Raw genomic sequence first — 18,231 nt, 5'->3', positions numbered from 1 at the left:
GTTTTCCATCCTCTCCCGAACCGACGCGGCGCGTGCACGCGTCCCCTCTCGGGGAGCGTGCACGCGCCGGACCGGATCAGTGGCGGATGGTCACCGCCGTACGGTCACCACAGGGGTACCCGCGGTGACGTCCTGCCCTGTGTGCGGCTCGACCGAGGCCATGTCCGCGGTGTTCAGGACGGTCATCAGAGTGACGGTCGAATACCCCGCGGCGCGCACGGCGCCGAGGTCGACCTCGGCGAGGAGGTCGCCGGTGGAGACCTTCCGGCCCGCCTCGACGCGCACGTCGAAGCCCTTCCCGTTCATCTTCACCGTGTCGATCCCGATGTGGACGAGGACCTCGGTGCCGTCGGTGGTGCGGATGCCGAAGGCGTGGCCTGTTTCGGCGACGGTGACCAGTTCGCCGTCGACCGGGGCGACGACGTGGCCGTCGGCCGGTTCGATGCCCACGCCCTCGCCGAGCGCGCGGGAGGCGAAGACCGGGTCCTCGACCTCGCCGAGGCCGATCACACGGCCCGCGACGGGCGCCGCGAGTTCGAGGCCCTTGCGGGCGGCGGGAACCTCGGCCTCGACGGAGCCCGCGGAAGCCGGACCACCGGTGGCGGCGGGCGCGGCGCCGACGGCGACGAGCTCGCGGTCCTCGGCCGGCACGGTCCGGGCGGGGACGGCGACCTCGCCCTTGGCGGCGGCCTCGGCCGCGTCGCGCTCCTCGTTGACCTGGGCGCGCTCCTCCTTGGTGCGGTAGTCGGAGAAGTACACGAGCGCCATCGAGGTGAAGAAGGCCGCCGAGATCGCGATGATGTACTTGATCATCGGGTCGAAGACCGGGATGGTCAGCAGGGAGGTGAAGGCGAAGGCCTTGGTGTCCACGCCGCCCAGGATGCCCACGATCAGGCCGCCCACGAGGCACCCGGCGAGCATGCGCGGGTAGATCCTCTTGAAGCGCAGGTGGATGCCGTACAGCGACGGCTCGGAGATACCGCCGAGCAGACCCGCGGCCAGGGCGCCGGTGGCGGTCTGGCGCATGTCGCTCTCACGGTGACGGATCGAGAGCAGCAGGACACCGGCGGTCGCGCCGAAGCAGGCGAAGTTCCACGCGCCCATGGGGCCCTGGATGAAGTCGTACCCGAGGGTGTTGATGTTCACGAGCATGAGCGCGTTCAGCGGCCAGTGCAGACCCAGCGGCACCAGGAAGGGGTACAGCAGCGGGATGACGATCGCGAAGACGATCGGGGCGTTGCCGTTCAGCCAGGACAGACCCGTGCCGAGGCCGTTGCCGGCCCAGATCCCCATGGGACCGATGAGGAAGGCGGTCATCGGGATCATGATCAGCATGCTGAAGAACGGTACGAAGACCATCTGCACGTTCTCGGGGAAGACGCGCTTCAGGCCCTTGTAGACCAGGGCGAGCAGGGCGACCATCAGCAGCGGCACGAACACCTGGCCGCCGTAGTCGTTGAGCTGCATCGGCAGCCCGAAGACATGCGCGACGGACTCCGAGGTGCCCAGGGTCGCGTTGGTCGTGGTGGTGACGCCGGGGGTCTTGGACCCGATCATGCCCGTGAAGTTCGGGGTCATCACCGCGGCCATCACGGTGGCGCCCACCCACGGGTCGATCTTCAGCTTCTTGGCCGCGTTGTAGGCGACCATGATCGGCAGGAAGTACAGCACCGAGCGCCACATCGAGTCGACGAAGACCCAGGTCGCGGACTTGTCCGCGGACCGGAAGTCGACCACTCCGAAGGCGTCGAGCATGGAGGCGATCGCGATGATCAGCGAGGCGCCGAGCAGCACGCCCAGGAGCGGGCGGAACGAGTCCGAGAGGTACTCGAAGAAGTTGTCGAGCCAGGCGAAGCGGCCGCGGCCCTTGGCGCGGAGCTCGGCCTTGACCTCGGCGTCGGACTGCGGACGGGGCGTGCCGCCGCCGGTCATCGACGGCAGGTTCATGATGTCCGAGTAGACGCCCGCGACGGCTCCGCCGATCACGATCTGGAAGCGGTCGCCGGACTGCGGCACGGTGCCCATGACGCCGTCGAGGGCGTCGAGCGCGGCCTGGTCGGCCTTGCTGCCGTCATGGAGCTGGAAGCGCAGCCGCGTCGCGCAGTGCGTGAGGCTCTCGATGTTCTCGGGTCCGCCGACGCCGCGGAGGATCTTCTCCGCCAGCTTTTCGGATGTTGGTGTGTTCATGCTGCGTCACTGCATCCCTGGTTGTCGCGATCCTGCATCGGTCCGCGATCTCTCACGCCCGGACCGTGGCAACAAAAAAGGCCCGGGTAGCGCACGGGGCGCCACCCAGGCCTTGCCTCCCGTTCGGGACGCCGCCGCGACATCGCCTGGGGCGACGCCGGTGGTGTCCGTAGGGAGTAACAATCCTGCGATCGAGATCGATCGGAAATGACTATAGCAGCGCGGCGAGGGGCTCCGACGGTGTTCGTGACCATCACCACGCGACCACGCGGATGGGCACGCAACGCCGGGCAGCACCGGAGCATTCTGCGACCTTCCGGAGCGGCGCCCGGCCCGGGGGCAGCACCTGCGCGTACGCGGGCGAGCAGCAGAGCGCCAGCCGCCGGCCGCCGGCCGCCGGCCGCCGCAGGGACATGCCCCCCTCCAGCCGGCCGCACGCCGATGGCAACCACCTCCTCCGATCAATTGAAACCGTTCAATGTTCGAGGACGCGAACCAGCCGAATCGCGTGATGACACGGATCAGCAGGGCCGAATTCCGGAAAATACCGCCGCACTTGTTGACCTCCACCTCCCCCACCCCTACCTTCACCGCGATGAATCGATTCACAACTCCTAGGTGAGGGGCCGCAGTTGATCAGCAGGAGGAACATCCTGGCGAGCGCGGCGGGTGCGGCGGGAGTCGTCGCCGCGACGGCCGCCGGAGCGGGACCGGCCGCGGCGGCACCCGCGCCGGCCGGCTCGCGCGCACGGCGCGGGGCTCCGCGTATCACCGCACCGACCGTCGAGTACGTCCAGCACCCCTTGGGGCTCGACACACAGCACCCCCGGCTGAGCTGGCCGATGGTCTCGGACGAGCCGGGGACGCGGCAGAGCGCGTACCGGATCCGGGTCGCCTCCAGCGCGTCGGGCCTGTCCTCTCCCGATGTCTGGGACAGCGGGAAGGTGGCGTCCGAACAGTCCGTCCTCGTCCCGTACGCCGGTCCTCGGCTCGCCCCGCGCACGCGCTACTTCTGGTCCGTGCGGGTCTGGGACACCGACGGCGCGGCCTCCGGCTGGAGCGCGCCGTCCTGGTGGGAGACCGGTCTCATGGACACGCCCTGGTCGGCGGAGTGGGTCTCGGCTCCCCCCGCCCTCACGGACGCGCCCTCCCTCGAGGGCAGCGCCTGGATCTGGTTCCCCGAGGGGGATCCGGCGAGCAGCGCTCCGGCGGCCACCCGGTGGTTCCGGCGGGTCGTCGAACTCCCCGACGACGTCACGGCGGCGCGGATCGCCATCAGCGCTGACAACGTTTTCTCGCTCTCGGTCAACGGCACCGAGGTGGCCCGCACCGACCTGGCGACCGAGCACGAGGACTGGCGCCGCCCGGCCGTCGTCGACGTCCTCGGACGGCTGCGTCCAGGACGGAACGTCCTCGCGGTCGAGGCGGCCAACGCGACGGTGGGGCCCGCCGGTCTGGTCGCCGTTCTCACCGTGAGCACCGCCTCCGGCGAACGGCGGACCGTCACCGACGCGTCCTGGAGGACCACGGACGCGAAGCCCTCCGACGACTGGCGCGGCGACGGCTTCGACGACAGCGGCTGGTCCGCGGCCCGGGTGGCCGCCGCGTGGGGCGCGGGCCCCTGGGGCAGGGTCGTTCCGGCGCGCTTCGCCGCGAACCAGCTGCGCCACGAGTTCACGCTGCCCGGCAGGCGGGTGGCCCGCGCGCGCCTGTACGCCACGGCTCTCGGCCTGTACGAGGCCCACCTCAACGGCCGCCGGGTGGGCCGCGACCAGCTCGCTCCCGGCTGGACCGACTACCGCGAACGCGTCCAGTACCAGACCTACGACGTCACCTCCCTGCTGCGGCCCGGGGCCAATGCCCTCGGCGCCTTCGTGGCACCGGGCTGGTACGCCGGGAACGTCGGCATGTTCGGACCCCACCAGTACGGTGAACGCCCCGCGCTGCTGGCCCAGTTGGAGATCGAGTACGCGGACGGGACGAGTGAGCGTGTCACGTCGGGCACCGACTGGCGGGCCGCGGCCGGACCGATCGTCGCGGCCGACCTGCTGAACGGTGAGACGTACGACGCGCGCGAGGAGACCGACGGCTGGACCTCACCCGGTTTCGACGACCGGACCTGGCTCGCCGTCCGTGCCGCGGGCGACGGCGCGCCCCGCCGGATCGTCGCGCAGCTCGACGGCCCCGTGCGCGTGGCCGGCGAACGGCCGGCCGAGAAGGTCACCGAACCGGCCCCGGGCGTGTACGTCTTCGACCTGGGCCAGAACATGGTCGGCTCGGTCCGGCTGCGCGTCTCGGGCGACGCCGGGACGACCGTGCGGATGCGTCACGCCGAGGTCCTGAACCCGGACGGCACCCTCTACACCGCGAATCTGCGCTGGGCGGCGGCGACCGACACGTACACCCTCAAGGGTGGCGGCGAGGAGACGTACGAACCGCGCTTCACCTTCCACGGGTTCCGCTATGTCGAGGTCACCGGGTTCCCCGGCACTCCCTCCGCCGCGGCCGTGACCGGCCGCGTCATGCATACGTCGGCGCCCTTCACGCTCGACTTCGAGACCGACGTCCCGATGCTCAACCAGCTGCACAGCAACATCACTTGGGGCCAGCGGAGCAACTTCCTCTCCGTCCCGACGGACACGCCCGCCCGTGACGAGCGGCTGGGCTGGACCGGTGACATCAACGTCTTCGCCCCCACGGCCGCCTACACGATGGAGTCGGCGCGTTTCCTGGCCAAGTGGCTCGTGGACCTGCGCGACGGCCAGACCGCCGAGGGCGCGTTCACGGACGTGGCGCCCATGGTCGGAACCGTCGGCAACGGGGTCGCGGGCTGGGGCGACGCGGGGGTCACCGTCCCCTGGTCGCTGTACGAGGCCTACGGGGACCGGCAGGTCCTGGCCGATGCCTGGCCGTCCGTCCAGGCGTGGCTGGCGTACCTGGAGCGCCACAGCACCGGCCTGCTGCGGCCCGCGGACGGATACGGCGACTGGCTGAACGTCTCGGACGAGACGCCCAAGGACGTCGTCGCCACCGCGTACTTCGCGCACAGCGCCGACCTCGCGGCCCGGATGGCCACGGCGCTCGGCGAGGACGCCGCGCCCTGGGCCGCTCTCTTCGAGCGCGTCCGCGAGGCGTTCCGGCACGCCTATGTCGGCGCCGACGGGAAGGTGAAGGGCGACACACAGACGGCGTACGTGCTCGCCCTGTCGATGAACCTGCTGCCGGACGCCCTGCGCACGGCGGCTGCCGGGCGCCTCGTCGACCTGATCCGCGCGAAGGACTGGCATCTGTCGACCGGCTTCCTCGGAACGCCCCGGCTGCTCCCGGTCCTCACGGACACCGGTCACACCGACGTCGCCTACCGGCTGCTCCAGCAGCGCTCCTTCCCGAGCTGGGGCTACCAGATCGACAAGGGCTCCACCACGATGTGGGAACGCTGGGACTCCATCCGCCCCGACGGCAGCTTCCAGACCCCGGACATGAACTCCTTCAACCACTACGCCTACGGCTCGGTGGGTGAGTGGATGTACGCCAACATCGCCGGTATCTCGCCGGGCCGGCCCGGCTACCGGGAGACCGTCGTGCGCCCCCGGCCGGGCGGCGGCGTCACCTCCGCGCGGGCCACGTTCACCTCCCTGTACGGCCCGGTCTCCACCCGGTGGCGGCAGCGCTCCGGCGGCTTCGACCTCACCTGCGCCGTGCCCGCCAACACCACGGCCGAGGTGTGGATCCCCGCGAGCGGCCCGGACGCGGTCTCGCACACCGGCGCGGCCTTCCTGCGTACGGAGGACGGCTGCGCGGTGTACCGCGTCGGCTCCGGCAGCCACCGGTTCACCACCTGACCGGTGCCCCCAGGGGGCCGAAGGGATCAGGTGGCCACGGCGTTCGCGTCGCCCGTTCGCGTCTAACTAGGGCGTCGCGTCCGCCGTGACCGGGATCCGGGGCTCGTCGTGCCTGCCCGTCCTGAACTGCGTCCGGTACAGCTCCGCGTAGCGTCCGTCCGCCGCGAGCAGGGCCTCATGGGTGCCCCGCTCGACGATCCGGCCCGCCTCGACGACCAGGATCAGGTCGGCTGCCCGTACCGTCGACAGCCGGTGCGCGATCACGACGGCGGTGCGGCCCTCCAGTGCCTCGGTGAGCGCCTCCTGGACGGCCGCCTCCGAGGTGTTGTCGAGATGGGCGGTGGCCTCGTCCAGGATGACGACGCGCTGGCGGGCGAGCAGCAGCCTGGCGATGGTCATGCGCTGGCGCTCGCCGCCGGAGAGCCGGTAACCGCGCTCGCCGACCACCGTGTCGAGGCCGTCGGGCAGCGACCGTACGAGCTCCTCGAGACGGGCCCGGCGCAGTACGTCCCACAGCTCGTCCTCGGTCGCGGCCGGCCGGGCGAGGAGCAGGTTCTCGCGGACCGAGTCGTGGAAGAGGTGCCCGTCCTGAGTGACCATGCCGAGGGTGGCGCGCATCGACGCGGCGCTGAGCTCACGGACGTCGACCCCGCCGATGCGTACGGTGCCGGCGTCGGTGTCGTACAGGCGCGGCAGCAGTTGCGCGATGGTCGACTTGCCGGCGCCCGAGGAGCCGACGAGCGCGACGGTCTGGCCGGGTTCGGCGCGGAAGGAGATGCCGTGCAGGACCTCGTCGCCGCCCCGGGTGTCGAGGGCCGCGACCTCCTCCAGGGAGGCGAGGGAGACCTTGTCGGCGGACGGGTAGGCGAACCGGACGTCCTCGAACTCGACGGCGGCTGGCTCGTCCGGGAGCGTGCGGGGCTCCGGCTTCTCCTCGATGAGCGGCTTCAGGTCGAGCACCTCGAAGACGCGCTCGAAGCTGACCAGGGCGCTCATGACCTCGACGCGCGCCCCGGCCAGCGAGGTGAGCGGCGCGTACAGCCGGGTGAGCAGCAGTGCCAGTGAGACGACGGCGCCCGGCTCCAGGGTGCCCCGCAGGGCGAACCAGCCGCCGAGTCCGTAGACGAGGGCGAGCGCCAGGGCCGAGACCAGGGTCAGGGCGGTGATGAAGGCGGACTGGGCCATCGCCGTACGCACCCCGATGTCCCGCACCCGCCGGGCCCGCGCCGCGAACTCGGCGGACTCCTCCCCGGGCCGCCCGAAGAGCTTGACGAGGGTGGCGCCGGGCGCGGAGAAGCGCTCGGTCATCCGGGTGCCCATGGAGGCGTTGAGGTCGGCCGCCTCCCGCTGCAGCTTGGCCATGCGGCTGCCCATCCGGCGGGCGGGGAGCACGAACACCGGCAGCAGCACCAGCGCGAGCAGGGTGATCTGCCAGGACAGGGTGAGCATCACGACCAGGGTGAGCAGCAGGGTCACCAGATTGCCGACGACGCCGGACAAGGTGTTGCTGAAGGCGCGCTGGGCGCCGATCACGTCGTTGTTGAGTCGACTGACGAGCGCGCCCGTACGTGTACGTGTGAAGAACGCGACCGGCATGCGCTGCACATGATCGAAGACAGCCGTCCGCAGATCGAGGATGAGTCCCTCGCCGAGCCGGGACGAGAGCCAGCGGCCCAGAATCCCGAAGGCCGCCTCGGCCAGCGCGATGACGGCGATGAGCACGGAAAGACGGACGACGGTGCTCTCGTCCCCGTGGGCCACGATGGTGTCCACGACGTGCCCCGCGAGCACCGGCGTCGCGACGGCCAGCAGCGCGGTCACCACACTGAGGAGGACGAACTGCGCGATACGACGGCGGTGCGGGCGGGCGAAGGCGGCGATGCGGCGCAGGGTCGCGCGGTCGAAGGGACGACGCTCTTGTTGGGCGTTCATGACACTGTGCAACTGTGTCCAGGCTGTGGTCTCCATGCTCATAAGAGAGACAGTAGGACCTCAAGCTTTGTTGAGGTCAACGGATCCGGGCGGGCCCACTCGCTCGGGTGGGCCCCCGCGGACGCCGAGGGTGGCTCCGCGGACGCCGAGTTCGGCTCCGCGCCCGGGAACAGGGCGGACACCGCGGTGGACACCGTGCGGGGCGCCGTGCGGGGTACCGGAATCGGTGCCGCGGTGGGCGTCGAGGTGAACACCGGGGTCGGCACCGGGCACCCGGGGGCCACCCCTCCCGCGGCTTGCCCGGCGCGTCAGCCGCCGTCCCCGCGCCCGCAACCTCACGTTGGTGCGGCGGGGAAAACCTCTCCGAATGTGACAGCCGTACGACTTCCCCGGGCTCTGCCCCGGCTCCCCCGCCGCCTCACCCTGCGGCCTGCCGTCCGGCCGGTCCTGTGCCTGCTCCCGCTCGCGCTGGTCCTCGCGGTGGCCGTGCGCCACCGGTCCGTGCTCGTCGAGGGGTTCGGCCATCTGCGGTCGGCCGAGTGGCCCTGGCTCTTCGCCGCGGCCGCCGCGACCTGTCTGACCTGGGTGGCCGCGGCCGTGACCCGGCAGGGCGCGGTCATGGAACGGCTGCCCGCCCGCCGGCTGCTCGCCACGCAGTTCGCCGCGGGCGCCGCGAACCATCTGCTGCCGACGGGGCTGGGCGCCGGGGCGGTCAATCTGCGGTTCATGACGGTGTGCGGGGTGCCGCTCGCCCGCTCCTCGGCCGCGCTCGCGCTGTATCTGCTGGCGGAGGCGGTCGCCCGGCTGGCCCTGCTGCTCGGCCTGCTGATCGCGTTCCCCGGTGCGCTCCGGGTCGACGGTCTGATACCGGCGGGTGCGATCGGACCGCTGCTGCTCGGCGTCGTCGTGGTCCTGTGCGCCGCGCTGGCGGTGCTCGCTCTCGTACGACGGCTGCGCAGGGCCGTCCTCTCCTTCCTGCGCACCGCTTTCGGAGAGGCCCGCTCGGTGCACACCCGGCCCTCGCGCGCCTTCGCCCTGTGGGGCGGCTCGCTCGCGTTCCCGCTGCTCCAGGCCGCCGGACTGGCCTCGGTGGGACGGGCGCTGGGCCTCCCGGTGTCACCCACGCACATGATGATCGCCTACCTGGCGGCGACGATCGCGGTCGCGATGGTGCCGACGCCCGGGGGACTCGGCTCGGTGGAGGCCGCGCTGATCGTGGCCCTGGTCGCGGCGGGCGGCCCGGTGGCCGTGGCGACCGCGGTGGTGCTGGCGTACCGGATCATCACGGTGTGGGTGCCGCTGCTGCCGGGGGCGCTCACGCTCGGGGCGCTGGTCCGCTGGAAGGTGATCTGAGGCGAGGGGAACGCGAGGGGACGAGAGCCTTTCCGCCCCCGGACCGTGCGGTGCGCCGCGTGCCGTGATACCGAGGAGTAACCACGGCGTGCGATGTGGCGCGCCGGCCGCCGAAAGGGGACGGCGCGATGCCGGTCCGTAGCGAACGTCAGGGTCACGTCACCACCGTCGTCCTCTCCCGGCCCGCGGCCCGCAACGCGGTGGACGGGCCGACTGCCGCCGAACTCGCGGACGCCTTCCGCAAGTTCGAGGCCGACGAGACGGCGCGCGTCGCCGTGCTCTGGGGCGAGGGCGGCACGTTCTGCGCGGGCGCCGACCTCAAGGCCATCGGCACCGAGCGGGGGAACGAGGTCGCCGAGGACGGTGACGGGCCGATGGGTCCCACCCGGCTGCGCCTGACCAAGCCGGTGATCGCGGCGGTCGCGGGGCACGCCGTGGCCGGAGGTCTGGAGCTGGCGCTCTGGTGCGATCTGCGGGTGGCCGAGGAGGACGCCGTCTTCGGGGTGTTCTGCCGCCGCTGGGGCGTGCCGCTGATCGACGGGGGCACGGTACGGCTGCCCCGGCTCATCGGCATGAGCCGTGCGATGGACATGATCCTCACCGGCCGTCCGGTCGGCGCCCGGGAGGCGTACGAGATGGGGCTCGCCAACCGTCTCGTCCCGGCCGGCCGGGCCCGCGCCGAGGCCGAGCGGCTGGCCGCCGAGATCGCCGGCTTCCCGCAGTCCTGTCTGCGCAGCGACCGGGCCTCGGTCCTCGACCAGGAGGGCCTGATCGAGAAGGAGGCCATGCGGACCGAACTCCGTCACGGCATGGGCGTACTGGAGGAGAGCATGGAGGGCGCGGCCCGCTTCGCCTCCGGCGCGGGACGCCACGGCGCCTTCAGCGAGGTGTGACACCGGCGGGCGCGTGTGCGGCGGAGGCCGCGGTCCCGCGGTTCCGGTCCGGTGGGTGGGTCGGGGCCGTGCCGGTACATCCGCCCGTCGCCGTTGGACGAGAGGTGACCGTCGGTGGCGACGGGCATGTGATGTACCGGCACGGCCCCTCCCGCCGGATCCCGGCCGCGGGTGCGCGGTGGCCGGATCGGGGCCGCGGGTGCGGGGGCGGCCGGATCGGGGTGTCAAGGGCTGTCCCCCGTAGGGCTGGTGACGGAGGGGCAGCCGGATGCGGCAGGATGAGCGGTCTCCCCGGACGAAGACGAACAGACGTCCGGGCATGATCGCGCGTTCCCGGATTCGAGCAGGTGGCAAGTGACTACACAGCACATTCGGCCCGCGGGCCCTCACCCCGGTCGCGGTCCCCGAGGAGGTCACCGATGAAGCGCTCCGTCACCCTGGACGACCTGATGATCGCCGGAATAGCCGTGGCGGCCGGGCTGCTGGCGGCGTTCCTGCTGCGGATGCTGCTGCGCTGGCTGGGCAAGCACGCCGAGCGCACCCGCTGGAGCGGCGACGACGTCATGGTCGACGCCCTGCGCACCGTCGTACCGTGGTCGGCGGTGGCCGGAGGCATCGCCGCCGCGGCCGCGGTGCTTCCGCTGACCGCGCCGGTGGGCCGCACCGTCAACCGGTCGCTGACCGTGCTGCTCATCCTCGTCACGACGGTCACCGCGGCCCGGCTGATCACCGGCCTGGTCCGGTCGGTGACGCAGTCCCGCTCGGGCGTCGCCGGTTCGGCCACCATCTTCGTCAACATCACCCGGGTCGTGGTGCTGGCGATCGGCTTCCTGATCGTCCTGCAGACCCTGGGGATCTCGATCGCTCCCCTGCTGACGGCCCTGGGTGTGGGCGGTCTGGCGGTCGCCCTCGCGCTTCAGGACACCCTCGCCAACCTCTTCGCGGGCGTGCACATCCTCGCCTCGAAGACGATCCAGCCGGGCGACTACATCCGGCTGAGCAGCGGGGAGGAGGGGTACGTCGTCGACATCAACTGGCGCAACACCACGGTCCGTCAGCTCTCCAACAACCTGGTGATCATCCCCAACGCCCAGCTCTCGGGCACCAATATGACCAACTTCACCCGGCCCGAGCAGCAGATGACACTCCTGGTGCAGGTCGGTGTCGGCTACGACAGCGACCTCGACCACGTCGAGCGGGTCACGAACGAGGTCGTCGCCGAGGTGATGACCGGGATCGACGGCGCCGTCCCGGAGCACGAACCCGCCGTGCGTTTCCACACCTTCGGCGACTCGCGCATCGGTCTCACCGTGATCCTGGCCGTGGGCGAGTTCAGTGACCAGTACCGGATCAAGCACGAGTTCATCAAGGCCCTGCACAAGCGCTACCGGGACGAGGGCATCCGGATTCCGTCGCCCGCCCGCACGGTCGCGCTCCAGTCCGGCGGGACGGGCTTCCTGGAGACCGCCATACCGCATCAGCGCGAGGCCGCCTCGAAGCGGCCTTGAGACGGGGCCGGGGGCCGGGCGGAGACTTCCCGCCCGGCCCCCGGCCGTTCGCCCGCCCGGTCAGAGCGTGGCGGTCGAGTCCGGGTAGTGGCCGGGCGCGCGGTTGCGCGGCGCGACCAGGCTCGACACGACCGGGGTGACCGTCCAGTCCGGGTGGTTCGGCATGCGCGGTGTCTTCGTCCCGTACAGCCAGTCGTTCAGGAAGCCCGACAGGTCCTGTCCGGAGATCTCGGTGGCGACCGCGACGTAGTCGGCGGTGGTCGCCGAACCGTTGCGGTACCGCTCCAGGAAGGTGCGCTCGATGCGGTTGAAGACGTCCTCGCCGACCAGCTCGCGCAGCGCGTACAGGACCAGGACTCCGCCCAGGTAGCGCTGGTTGTCGAAGAGGTTGACGGCGTTCGGCGCGGCGACGGGGCCGGAGGACTGACGCCACTGGTCGCCCTTGGCGTACGTGTCCTTCATCCGGGCTTCCATGGTGGTCAGACCGAGCGAGTCGGCCCAGCCGCGCTCGTAGCGGTAGAGCAGCCCGTAGAAGTCCGCGTGCCCCTCGTTCAGCCACAGGTCGGCCCAGTTGGCGGGGCTGACGCTGTTGCCGAAGTACGAGTGCACCAGCTCGTGCATCATGTGCGAGCCGATGCTCTTCTCCGCCTGGAGCAGGAAGTTCGGCTTGTAGAGCGTCAGGGTCTGGGTCTCCAGGCCCGTGAAGTCGAAGGCGTTCGCCGCGTCGGAGTTGCAGGGCAGCAGCCCGTACGTCTCGAACGGGTAGGCGCCGAGGCGCTGTTCCAGCCATTCCACGAGGCCCGGGGTGAGCGCGAGCGCCGGCTCCAGCGCGGCGGCGCGCGCCGCCGGGACGACGTCCCGCAGCCCCAGCCCGTGCGGACCCTGCCGCTCCTTGACCACGTAGTCGCCGACGGTGATCTGCACCAGCTCGGTGGCTATCGGGTCGGCCGAACGGTACGTGTACGCGGTCCGGCCGCCGTCGAGCTGCTCCGTGCCGGTCAGCGAGCCGTTCGCGACACCGCGCAGGGTGTTCGGCACGGTGATGCGGAAGCTGAAGTCCGCCTTGTCCGTCGGGTGGTCATTGCACGGGAAGACCGTGTGCGCCGCGTTGGGCTGCGGGCAGATGGCGAAGCCGTCGGGCGTGGGAACCCAGGCCGTGTACGCCAGCGTCCTGGCCGGGTCGGCGCCGTACTCGACACAGACCGCGACGGCGCAGGACTTCGGCAGGGTCCGCACCGGAGTGATCCGCAGCTTCTCGTCCACCTGCTCGAAGGCGGCGGCCACGCCGCCGACCTTCACCGCGCGCACGTCCAGGCCGAGCGCGTCGAGCGAGAAGCGCGAGAGGTCCTGGGTCGCCTTGATCCTCAGGGTCGCCTTGGCGTCGACCAGGCGGGTCGTGGCGTCGTACGAGAAGTCGAGGTGGTACGCCTCGACGCGGTAGCCGTCGTTGCCGAGGGCCGGGTAGACGGAGTCACCGAGGGTCTCCGCACCCGGGGTGCCCTGGTCCGGCCTTAAGGCCAGGGGCCGCGCCGAGGCGGTGGGGGCGGCGGCGAGTGCGGCCGCCGTACCGAGCAGCGCGGCCGCGGGGGCCGTCACTCTGGTGCGATATCTCATGGTTCGCTTTCGTTCGGGCGGCAGAAGGCCCAAAGGTCCGCCGCAAGATCAAGTACCCGATCACACACCAGTACGCACGGGCGGGCCGTTCGGTTGCCTTCGAACGCCGATTCCCGTGTTCACTTCGCACCGGGCGTTCACAGCCGCGGTACCGGTAGGGGTGGATGCCCGTGGTCGTCGCGCCGGCGGACCCGGCTTGGTGCGGACGGCGGATTTCCACCGCACCGGTCCGACGCGGGACGGACCGCTGTCGAGCCGGGGGCGCTCACGAGATATCTTGATGTCGAGCAATGTTGCAGACGTGGAGCGGAGCACCCGGTGACTGACTCGACCATCATTTACACGCACACTGACGAGGCCCCGGCCCTGGCGACGTATTCGTTCCTGCCGGTGGTCCAGGCGTACGCCTCTCAGGCGGGTGTCACTGTGGAGACCCGTGACATCTCGCTGGCCGGGCGCATCATCGCCCTCTTCCCGGAGTTCCTCCAGGAGGACCAGCGCATCGCGGACGCCCTGTCCGAGCTCGGTGAGCTGGCCAAGACGCCCGGCGCGAACATCATCAAGCTGCCGAACATCTCGGCGTCGATCCCCCAGCTCAAGGCCGCCGTCGCCGAGCTTCAGGCGCAGGGCTACGCGCTTCCGGACTACCCGGACGACCCGAAGTCGGACGAGGAGCGCGACATCCGCGCCCGGTACGACAAGGTCAAGGGCAGCGCCGTGAACCCGGTGCTGCGCGAGGGCAACTCCGACCGCCGCGCCCCCGCGTCGGTCAAGAACTACGCCAAGGCCCACCCGCACCGCATGGGCGCGTGGTCGCCCGAGTCGAAGACGAACGTCGCCACGATGGGCGTCGACGACTTCCGCTCCACCGAGAAGTCCGCGGTGATCGCCGAGGCCGGCACGCTGCGCATCGAGCTCGTCGGCGACGACGGCTCCACCACCGTGCTGCGCGAGTCGGTACCCGTGCAGGCCGGCGAGGTCGTGGACGCGTCCGTCATGCACGTCGCGCCGCTGCGTGAGTTCCTCACCGAGCAGATCGCCCGCGCGAAGGCCGAGGGCGTCCTGTTCTCGGTGCACCTCAAGGCCACGATGATGAAGGTCTCCGACCCGATCGTCTTCGGTCACGTGGTGCGCGCCTTCTTCCCGAAGACGTTCGCGGCGCACGGCGAGACGCTCGCCGCCGCCGGCCTGACCCCGAACGACGGTCTCGGCGGCATCTACAAGGGCCTGGAGGCCCTCCCCGAGGGTGCCGAGATCAAGGCGTCCTTCGACGCCGAGCTCGCCGAGGGCCCGACCCTCGCGATGGTCGACTCCGACAAGGGCATCACCAACCTGCACGTGCCGTCCGACGTCATCGTCGACGCCTCGATGCCGGCCATGATCCGCACCTCCGGCCACATGTGGGGCCCGGACGGCCAGGAGGCCGACACCCTCGCGGTCCTGCCCGACTCCTCCTACTCCGGCGTCTACCAGGCCGTGATCGAGGACTGCCGCGCCAACGGCGCCTACGACCCGTCGACCATGGGCTCCGTCCCGAACGTCGGCCTCATGGCGCAGAAGGCCGAGGAGTACGGCAGCCACGACAAGACCTTCGAGATCCCGGTCACCGGCACGGTTCGCCTCGTCGACGCGGCCGGCGACGCGGTGCTGGAGCAGACGGTCTCCGCCGGCGACATCTTCCGCGCCTGCCAGACCAAGGACGCGCCGATCAGGGACTGGGTGAAGCTCGCCGTCACCCGCGCCCGCGCCACCGGCGACCCGGCCGTGTTCTGGCTGGACGAGACCCGCGCCCACGACGCCAACCTGATCGCCAAGGTCGGCGAGTACCTGACGGAGCACGACACCGAGGGTCTGGACATCCGCGTCCTGGCCCCGGTCGAGGCCACCAAGCTGTCGGTGGAGCGCATCCGCCGCGGCGAGGACACCATCTCGGTGACCGGCAACGTGCTGCGCGACTACCTGACCGACCTGTTCCCGATCCTGGAGCTGGGCACCAGCGCCAAGATGCTGTCGGTCGTCCCGCTGATGGCGGGCGGCGGCCTGTTCGAGACGGGCGCCGGCGGCTCCGCGCCGAAGCACGTCCAGCAGCTCGTCAAGGAGGACTACCTGCGCTGGGACTCCCTCGGCGAGTTCTTCGCCCTCGTACCGTCCCTCGAGCAGTTCGCGAAGACCACCGGCAACGCCCGCGCCCAGGTCCTCGCCGACACCCTCGACCGCGCCACGGCGACCTTCCTCGAAGAGGACAAGTCCCCGACCCGTCGCGTCGGCGGCATCGACAACCGCGGCAGCCACTTCTTCCTGTCCCTGTACTGGGCGCAGGAGCTGGCGCGCCAGAGCGACGACGCGGACCTCGCCAAGGCGTTCGCCCAGCTCGCCGAGACACTGGCCGCGCAGGAGCAGACGATCGTCGGCGAGCTGAACGCGGTCCAGGGCAACCCGGCCGACATCGGCGGCTACTACCAGCCCGACCCCGCCAAGGCCGCGAAGATCATGCGCCCGTCCGCCACCTGGAACGAGACGCTGGCGAACCTCGCCTGATCCACCGCGTCACCCACGCACCACCTCGCGGGCTCGGCTCCGCACCCGCCGCCCCGGCCGGATCCTCCGGCCGGGGCGGCGGCGTGAGGTCTCCCGGCGCGTCACGGTGACGGAGAAGGCCACCTGGGCGATCACCGGTGGCGGGCCGGAACGCCCGTTCATAGCTTCGGCCCATGACCAGACAACAGATGGCCTACCTCGCGTGCACGGCTGTGGTCGTGGCATCGGGAGTGGGCGCAGCCCTGCCCGCCGACCACCCCTCAGTGCACCTGGTACGCCAGGGTGAATCCATCCAGAAGGCCGTGAACTCGGCGCGAGCGGGCGACACCGTCGTCGTCGCCCCCGGCACCTATCACGAGAGCGTCACCATCACGGTGCGGGACGTGACCCTGCGCGGCGCGAGCGCCAGGTCCACCGTCATCGTGCCGGACACCGCCGCCACCGACGCCTGCGCCAAGGCGGGCAACGGCATCTGTGTGACCGGGAGCGACAGCAAGCGTCTCCGTGGCGTCACCGTCGCCTCATTGACCGTCAGGGGCTTCTCCAAGCAGGGTCTGTGGGCCTCCGGGACCGACGGGCTGACGGTGCGCGGGGTGACCGCCGAGAAGAACGGCCAGTGGGGTATCGCCGAGGAGCGGTCCGTGCGGACCAGGTTCGTCCGCAACATCGCCAGGGACAACGGCGACGCCGGTCTCTTCGTCTCCAACACGGTCAGCACCGAGGAGGGCGCCCGCGACACCAAGGGAACGGTGGTCGCCCACAACCTGATGAGCGGCAACCGGATCGGCATCACGGTCCGGCGGGTGCGGAACCTGACCGTCGCCCGCAACGAGGCCACCGGAAACTGCGCCGCGGTGTTCGTCGTCGGCGACGAGAACAAGCCGCGCGTCGGCGACCTGAGCGTCACCGGGAACTACATCCACGCCAACAACAAATCCTGCCCCAAGACCCCGCGGCTGCCCGCCCTCCAGGGCTCGGGGATCGTCCTCACCGGCGCCGAGGACATCCGGGTGACGCACAACCGGGTCGAGGACAACGTGGGCACCTCCCCGCTGTCGGGCGGCATCGTCCTGTTCAAGAGCTTCGTGGGCGCGCTCAGCGAGCGCAACGAGGTGCGCGACAACGTGGTCCTGCGCAACGGTCCCTCCGACCTCGCCAACCGCGACACCACCGGCAAGGGCAACACGTTCCGGAGCAACACCTGCAAGGTCTCCGAGCCCGCCGGAATGTGCTGAGTGGGGCACGACACAGAAACGAGGCACGAATGACAACTGTGGATCAGAGTCCCCCGCCGTCCATGCAGCTGCGGGAACTCGTCTTCGGAGCGGCCCGCGCCGCCGCCGTACGCGCCGCGGCGCGGCTGGGTGTGGCGGACGCCCTGGACGACACGCCCATGAGCGCGGAGGATCTGGCCGCCGCGGTGAAGACCCAGCCGGGGACCCTGCGCCGGCTGCTGCGCGCCCTGTCCTGCCAGGGCGTCTTCGCGGAGCGCCCGGACGGCACGTTCGAGCACACGCGGATGTCCCGGCTGCTGCGCGAGGACGACCCGGACAGCCTGCGCTACATCGCCCTGTGGTGCACCGAGCCGTGGACGTGGAACGTCTGGCCGAAGCTCGACGAGGCGGTCCGCTCCGGCCGCAACGTCTTCGAGGAGGTGTACGACAAGGAGTTCTTCGAGTACCTCAACGAAGACGCCCCCGAGTCCGCGCACGTGTTCAACCGGGCCATGACGACGTCCAGTTCACAGTCCGCCCAGGACGTCGCGAAGCTGCTCGACCTGCGGGGCGTGAAGTCGGTCGCCGACATCGGAGGCGGCCAGGGTCACGTCGTGGCCAGTCTGCTGGAGAAGCACCCCGGGATGCACGGCACCCTGCTCGACCTGCCGGGCGTGGTGGAGAACGCCGACCCACGTCTGCGGAGCGGCGGGGCGCTGTCCGGCCGGGTGCGGATCGTGGCCGGGGACTGCCGCGAGGGCATCCCGGTCCAGGCGGACGTGTACATCATCAAGAACATCCTGGAGTGGGACGACGAGAGCACCCGCAGGGCGCTCGCGAACGTCCGCGCGGCCGCCCGGCCCGGCGCCCGCGTCGTCGTCATCGAGAACCTCGTGGACGACACCCCGTCGATGCGGTTCACGACGGCCATGGACCTGCTGCTGCTCCTCAACGTCGGCGGTGCCAAGCACACCCGGCAGAGCATGGTCGACCGGCTCACGGCCGCGGGCCTGGTCATCGGCGAGATCCGCCCGGTGAACCCCTATCTGCACGCCTTCGAGTGCACCGTCCCGGGCTGACCGGGCGACGCACGGAGGAAAACCCGAGGCCGCCGGTTCCGCTTCGTCGCGGAGCCGGCGGCCTCGGGTTG

At 71.1% G+C, this 18,231-nt stretch carries 10 protein-coding genes; 7 read left to right on the top strand and 3 right to left on the bottom strand.

The window, feature by feature from the left end; genetic code table 11:
- Window positions 1–90: 90 nt before the first annotated feature.
- The gene (locus OG485_RS36830) at window positions 91–2,187 is read right to left on the bottom strand and encodes a glucose PTS transporter subunit IIA (protein WP_328672857.1); all 2,097 of its coding nucleotides are present in this window, start codon (window positions 2,185–2,187) and stop codon (window positions 91–93) included.
- 632 nt (window positions 2,188–2,819) lie between these two features.
- On the opposite strand from OG485_RS36830, the gene OG485_RS36825 reads away from it, so the two are divergent.
- Entirely contained in the window at window positions 2,820–6,029 is a 3,210-nt protein-coding gene (locus OG485_RS36825; RefSeq protein ID WP_328672856.1) for an alpha-L-rhamnosidase, read from the top strand.
- A 66-nt stretch (window positions 6,030–6,095) separates the two neighbouring features.
- On the opposite strand, the gene OG485_RS36820 is transcribed toward OG485_RS36825, so the two are convergent.
- The gene (locus OG485_RS36820; protein ID WP_328674792.1) at window positions 6,096–7,997 is read right to left on the bottom strand and encodes an ABC transporter ATP-binding protein; all 1,902 of its coding nucleotides are present in this window, start codon (window positions 7,995–7,997) and stop codon (window positions 6,096–6,098) included.
- A 333-nt stretch (window positions 7,998–8,330) separates the two neighbouring features.
- Here OG485_RS36820 and OG485_RS36815 point away from each other — a divergent pair, with 333 nt between their 5' ends.
- The 3 genes from OG485_RS36815 to OG485_RS36805 all read left to right on the top strand — a co-directional run bounded on the left by OG485_RS36815 (window position 8,331) and on the right by OG485_RS36805 (window position 11,715).
- Entirely contained in the window at window positions 8,331–9,314 is a 984-nt protein-coding gene (locus OG485_RS36815) for a lysylphosphatidylglycerol synthase transmembrane domain-containing protein (RefSeq protein WP_443048836.1), read from the top strand.
- A gap of 128 nt (window positions 9,315–9,442) precedes the next feature.
- The gene (locus tag OG485_RS36810) at window positions 9,443–10,207 is read left to right on the top strand and encodes a crotonase/enoyl-CoA hydratase family protein (protein WP_328672855.1); all 765 of its coding nucleotides are present in this window, start codon (window positions 9,443–9,445) and stop codon (window positions 10,205–10,207) included.
- 419 nt (window positions 10,208–10,626) lie between these two features.
- Window positions 10,627–11,715 (top strand): mechanosensitive ion channel family protein, encoded by a 1,089-nt coding sequence (locus OG485_RS36805; RefSeq protein ID WP_328672854.1) that lies wholly within the window; start codon window positions 10,627–10,629, stop codon window positions 11,713–11,715.
- 60 nt (window positions 11,716–11,775) lie between these two features.
- On the opposite strand, the gene OG485_RS36800 is transcribed toward OG485_RS36805, so the two are convergent.
- Window positions 11,776–13,329, bottom strand: coding sequence for a M1 family metallopeptidase (locus OG485_RS36800; protein ID WP_328672853.1), 1,554 nt, complete (start codon window positions 13,327–13,329; stop codon window positions 11,776–11,778).
- A gap of 318 nt (window positions 13,330–13,647) precedes the next feature.
- On the opposite strand from OG485_RS36800, the gene OG485_RS36795 reads away from it, so the two are divergent.
- The 3 genes from OG485_RS36795 to OG485_RS36785 all read left to right on the top strand — a co-directional run bounded on the left by OG485_RS36795 (window position 13,648) and on the right by OG485_RS36785 (window position 18,160).
- Window positions 13,648–15,867 carry an NADP-dependent isocitrate dehydrogenase gene (locus OG485_RS36795; RefSeq protein ID WP_328672852.1) on the top strand — a complete coding sequence of 740 codons (2,220 nt, stop codon included), beginning with the start codon at window positions 13,648–13,650 and terminating at the stop codon, window positions 15,865–15,867.
- A gap of 173 nt (window positions 15,868–16,040) precedes the next feature.
- On the top strand, window positions 16,041–17,102 hold the full coding sequence (locus OG485_RS36790) for a right-handed parallel beta-helix repeat-containing protein (protein WP_328672851.1): 1,062 nt from the start codon (window positions 16,041–16,043) through the stop codon (window positions 17,100–17,102).
- 29 nt (window positions 17,103–17,131) lie between these two features.
- A complete protein-coding gene (locus OG485_RS36785) occupies window positions 17,132–18,160 on the top strand; it encodes a methyltransferase (RefSeq protein ID WP_328672850.1) in 1,029 nt (342 codons plus the stop codon).
- Window positions 18,161–18,231 lie beyond the last annotated feature (71 nt).

The organism is Streptomyces sp. NBC_00328, assembly GCF_036139655.1.
In the GTDB taxonomy this organism is placed as follows: domain Bacteria; phylum Actinomycetota; class Actinomycetes; order Streptomycetales; family Streptomycetaceae; genus Streptomyces.
The sequence above is the reverse complement of the archived record's forward strand: the minus strand, read 5'-3'. Positions and strand labels throughout refer to the sequence as shown.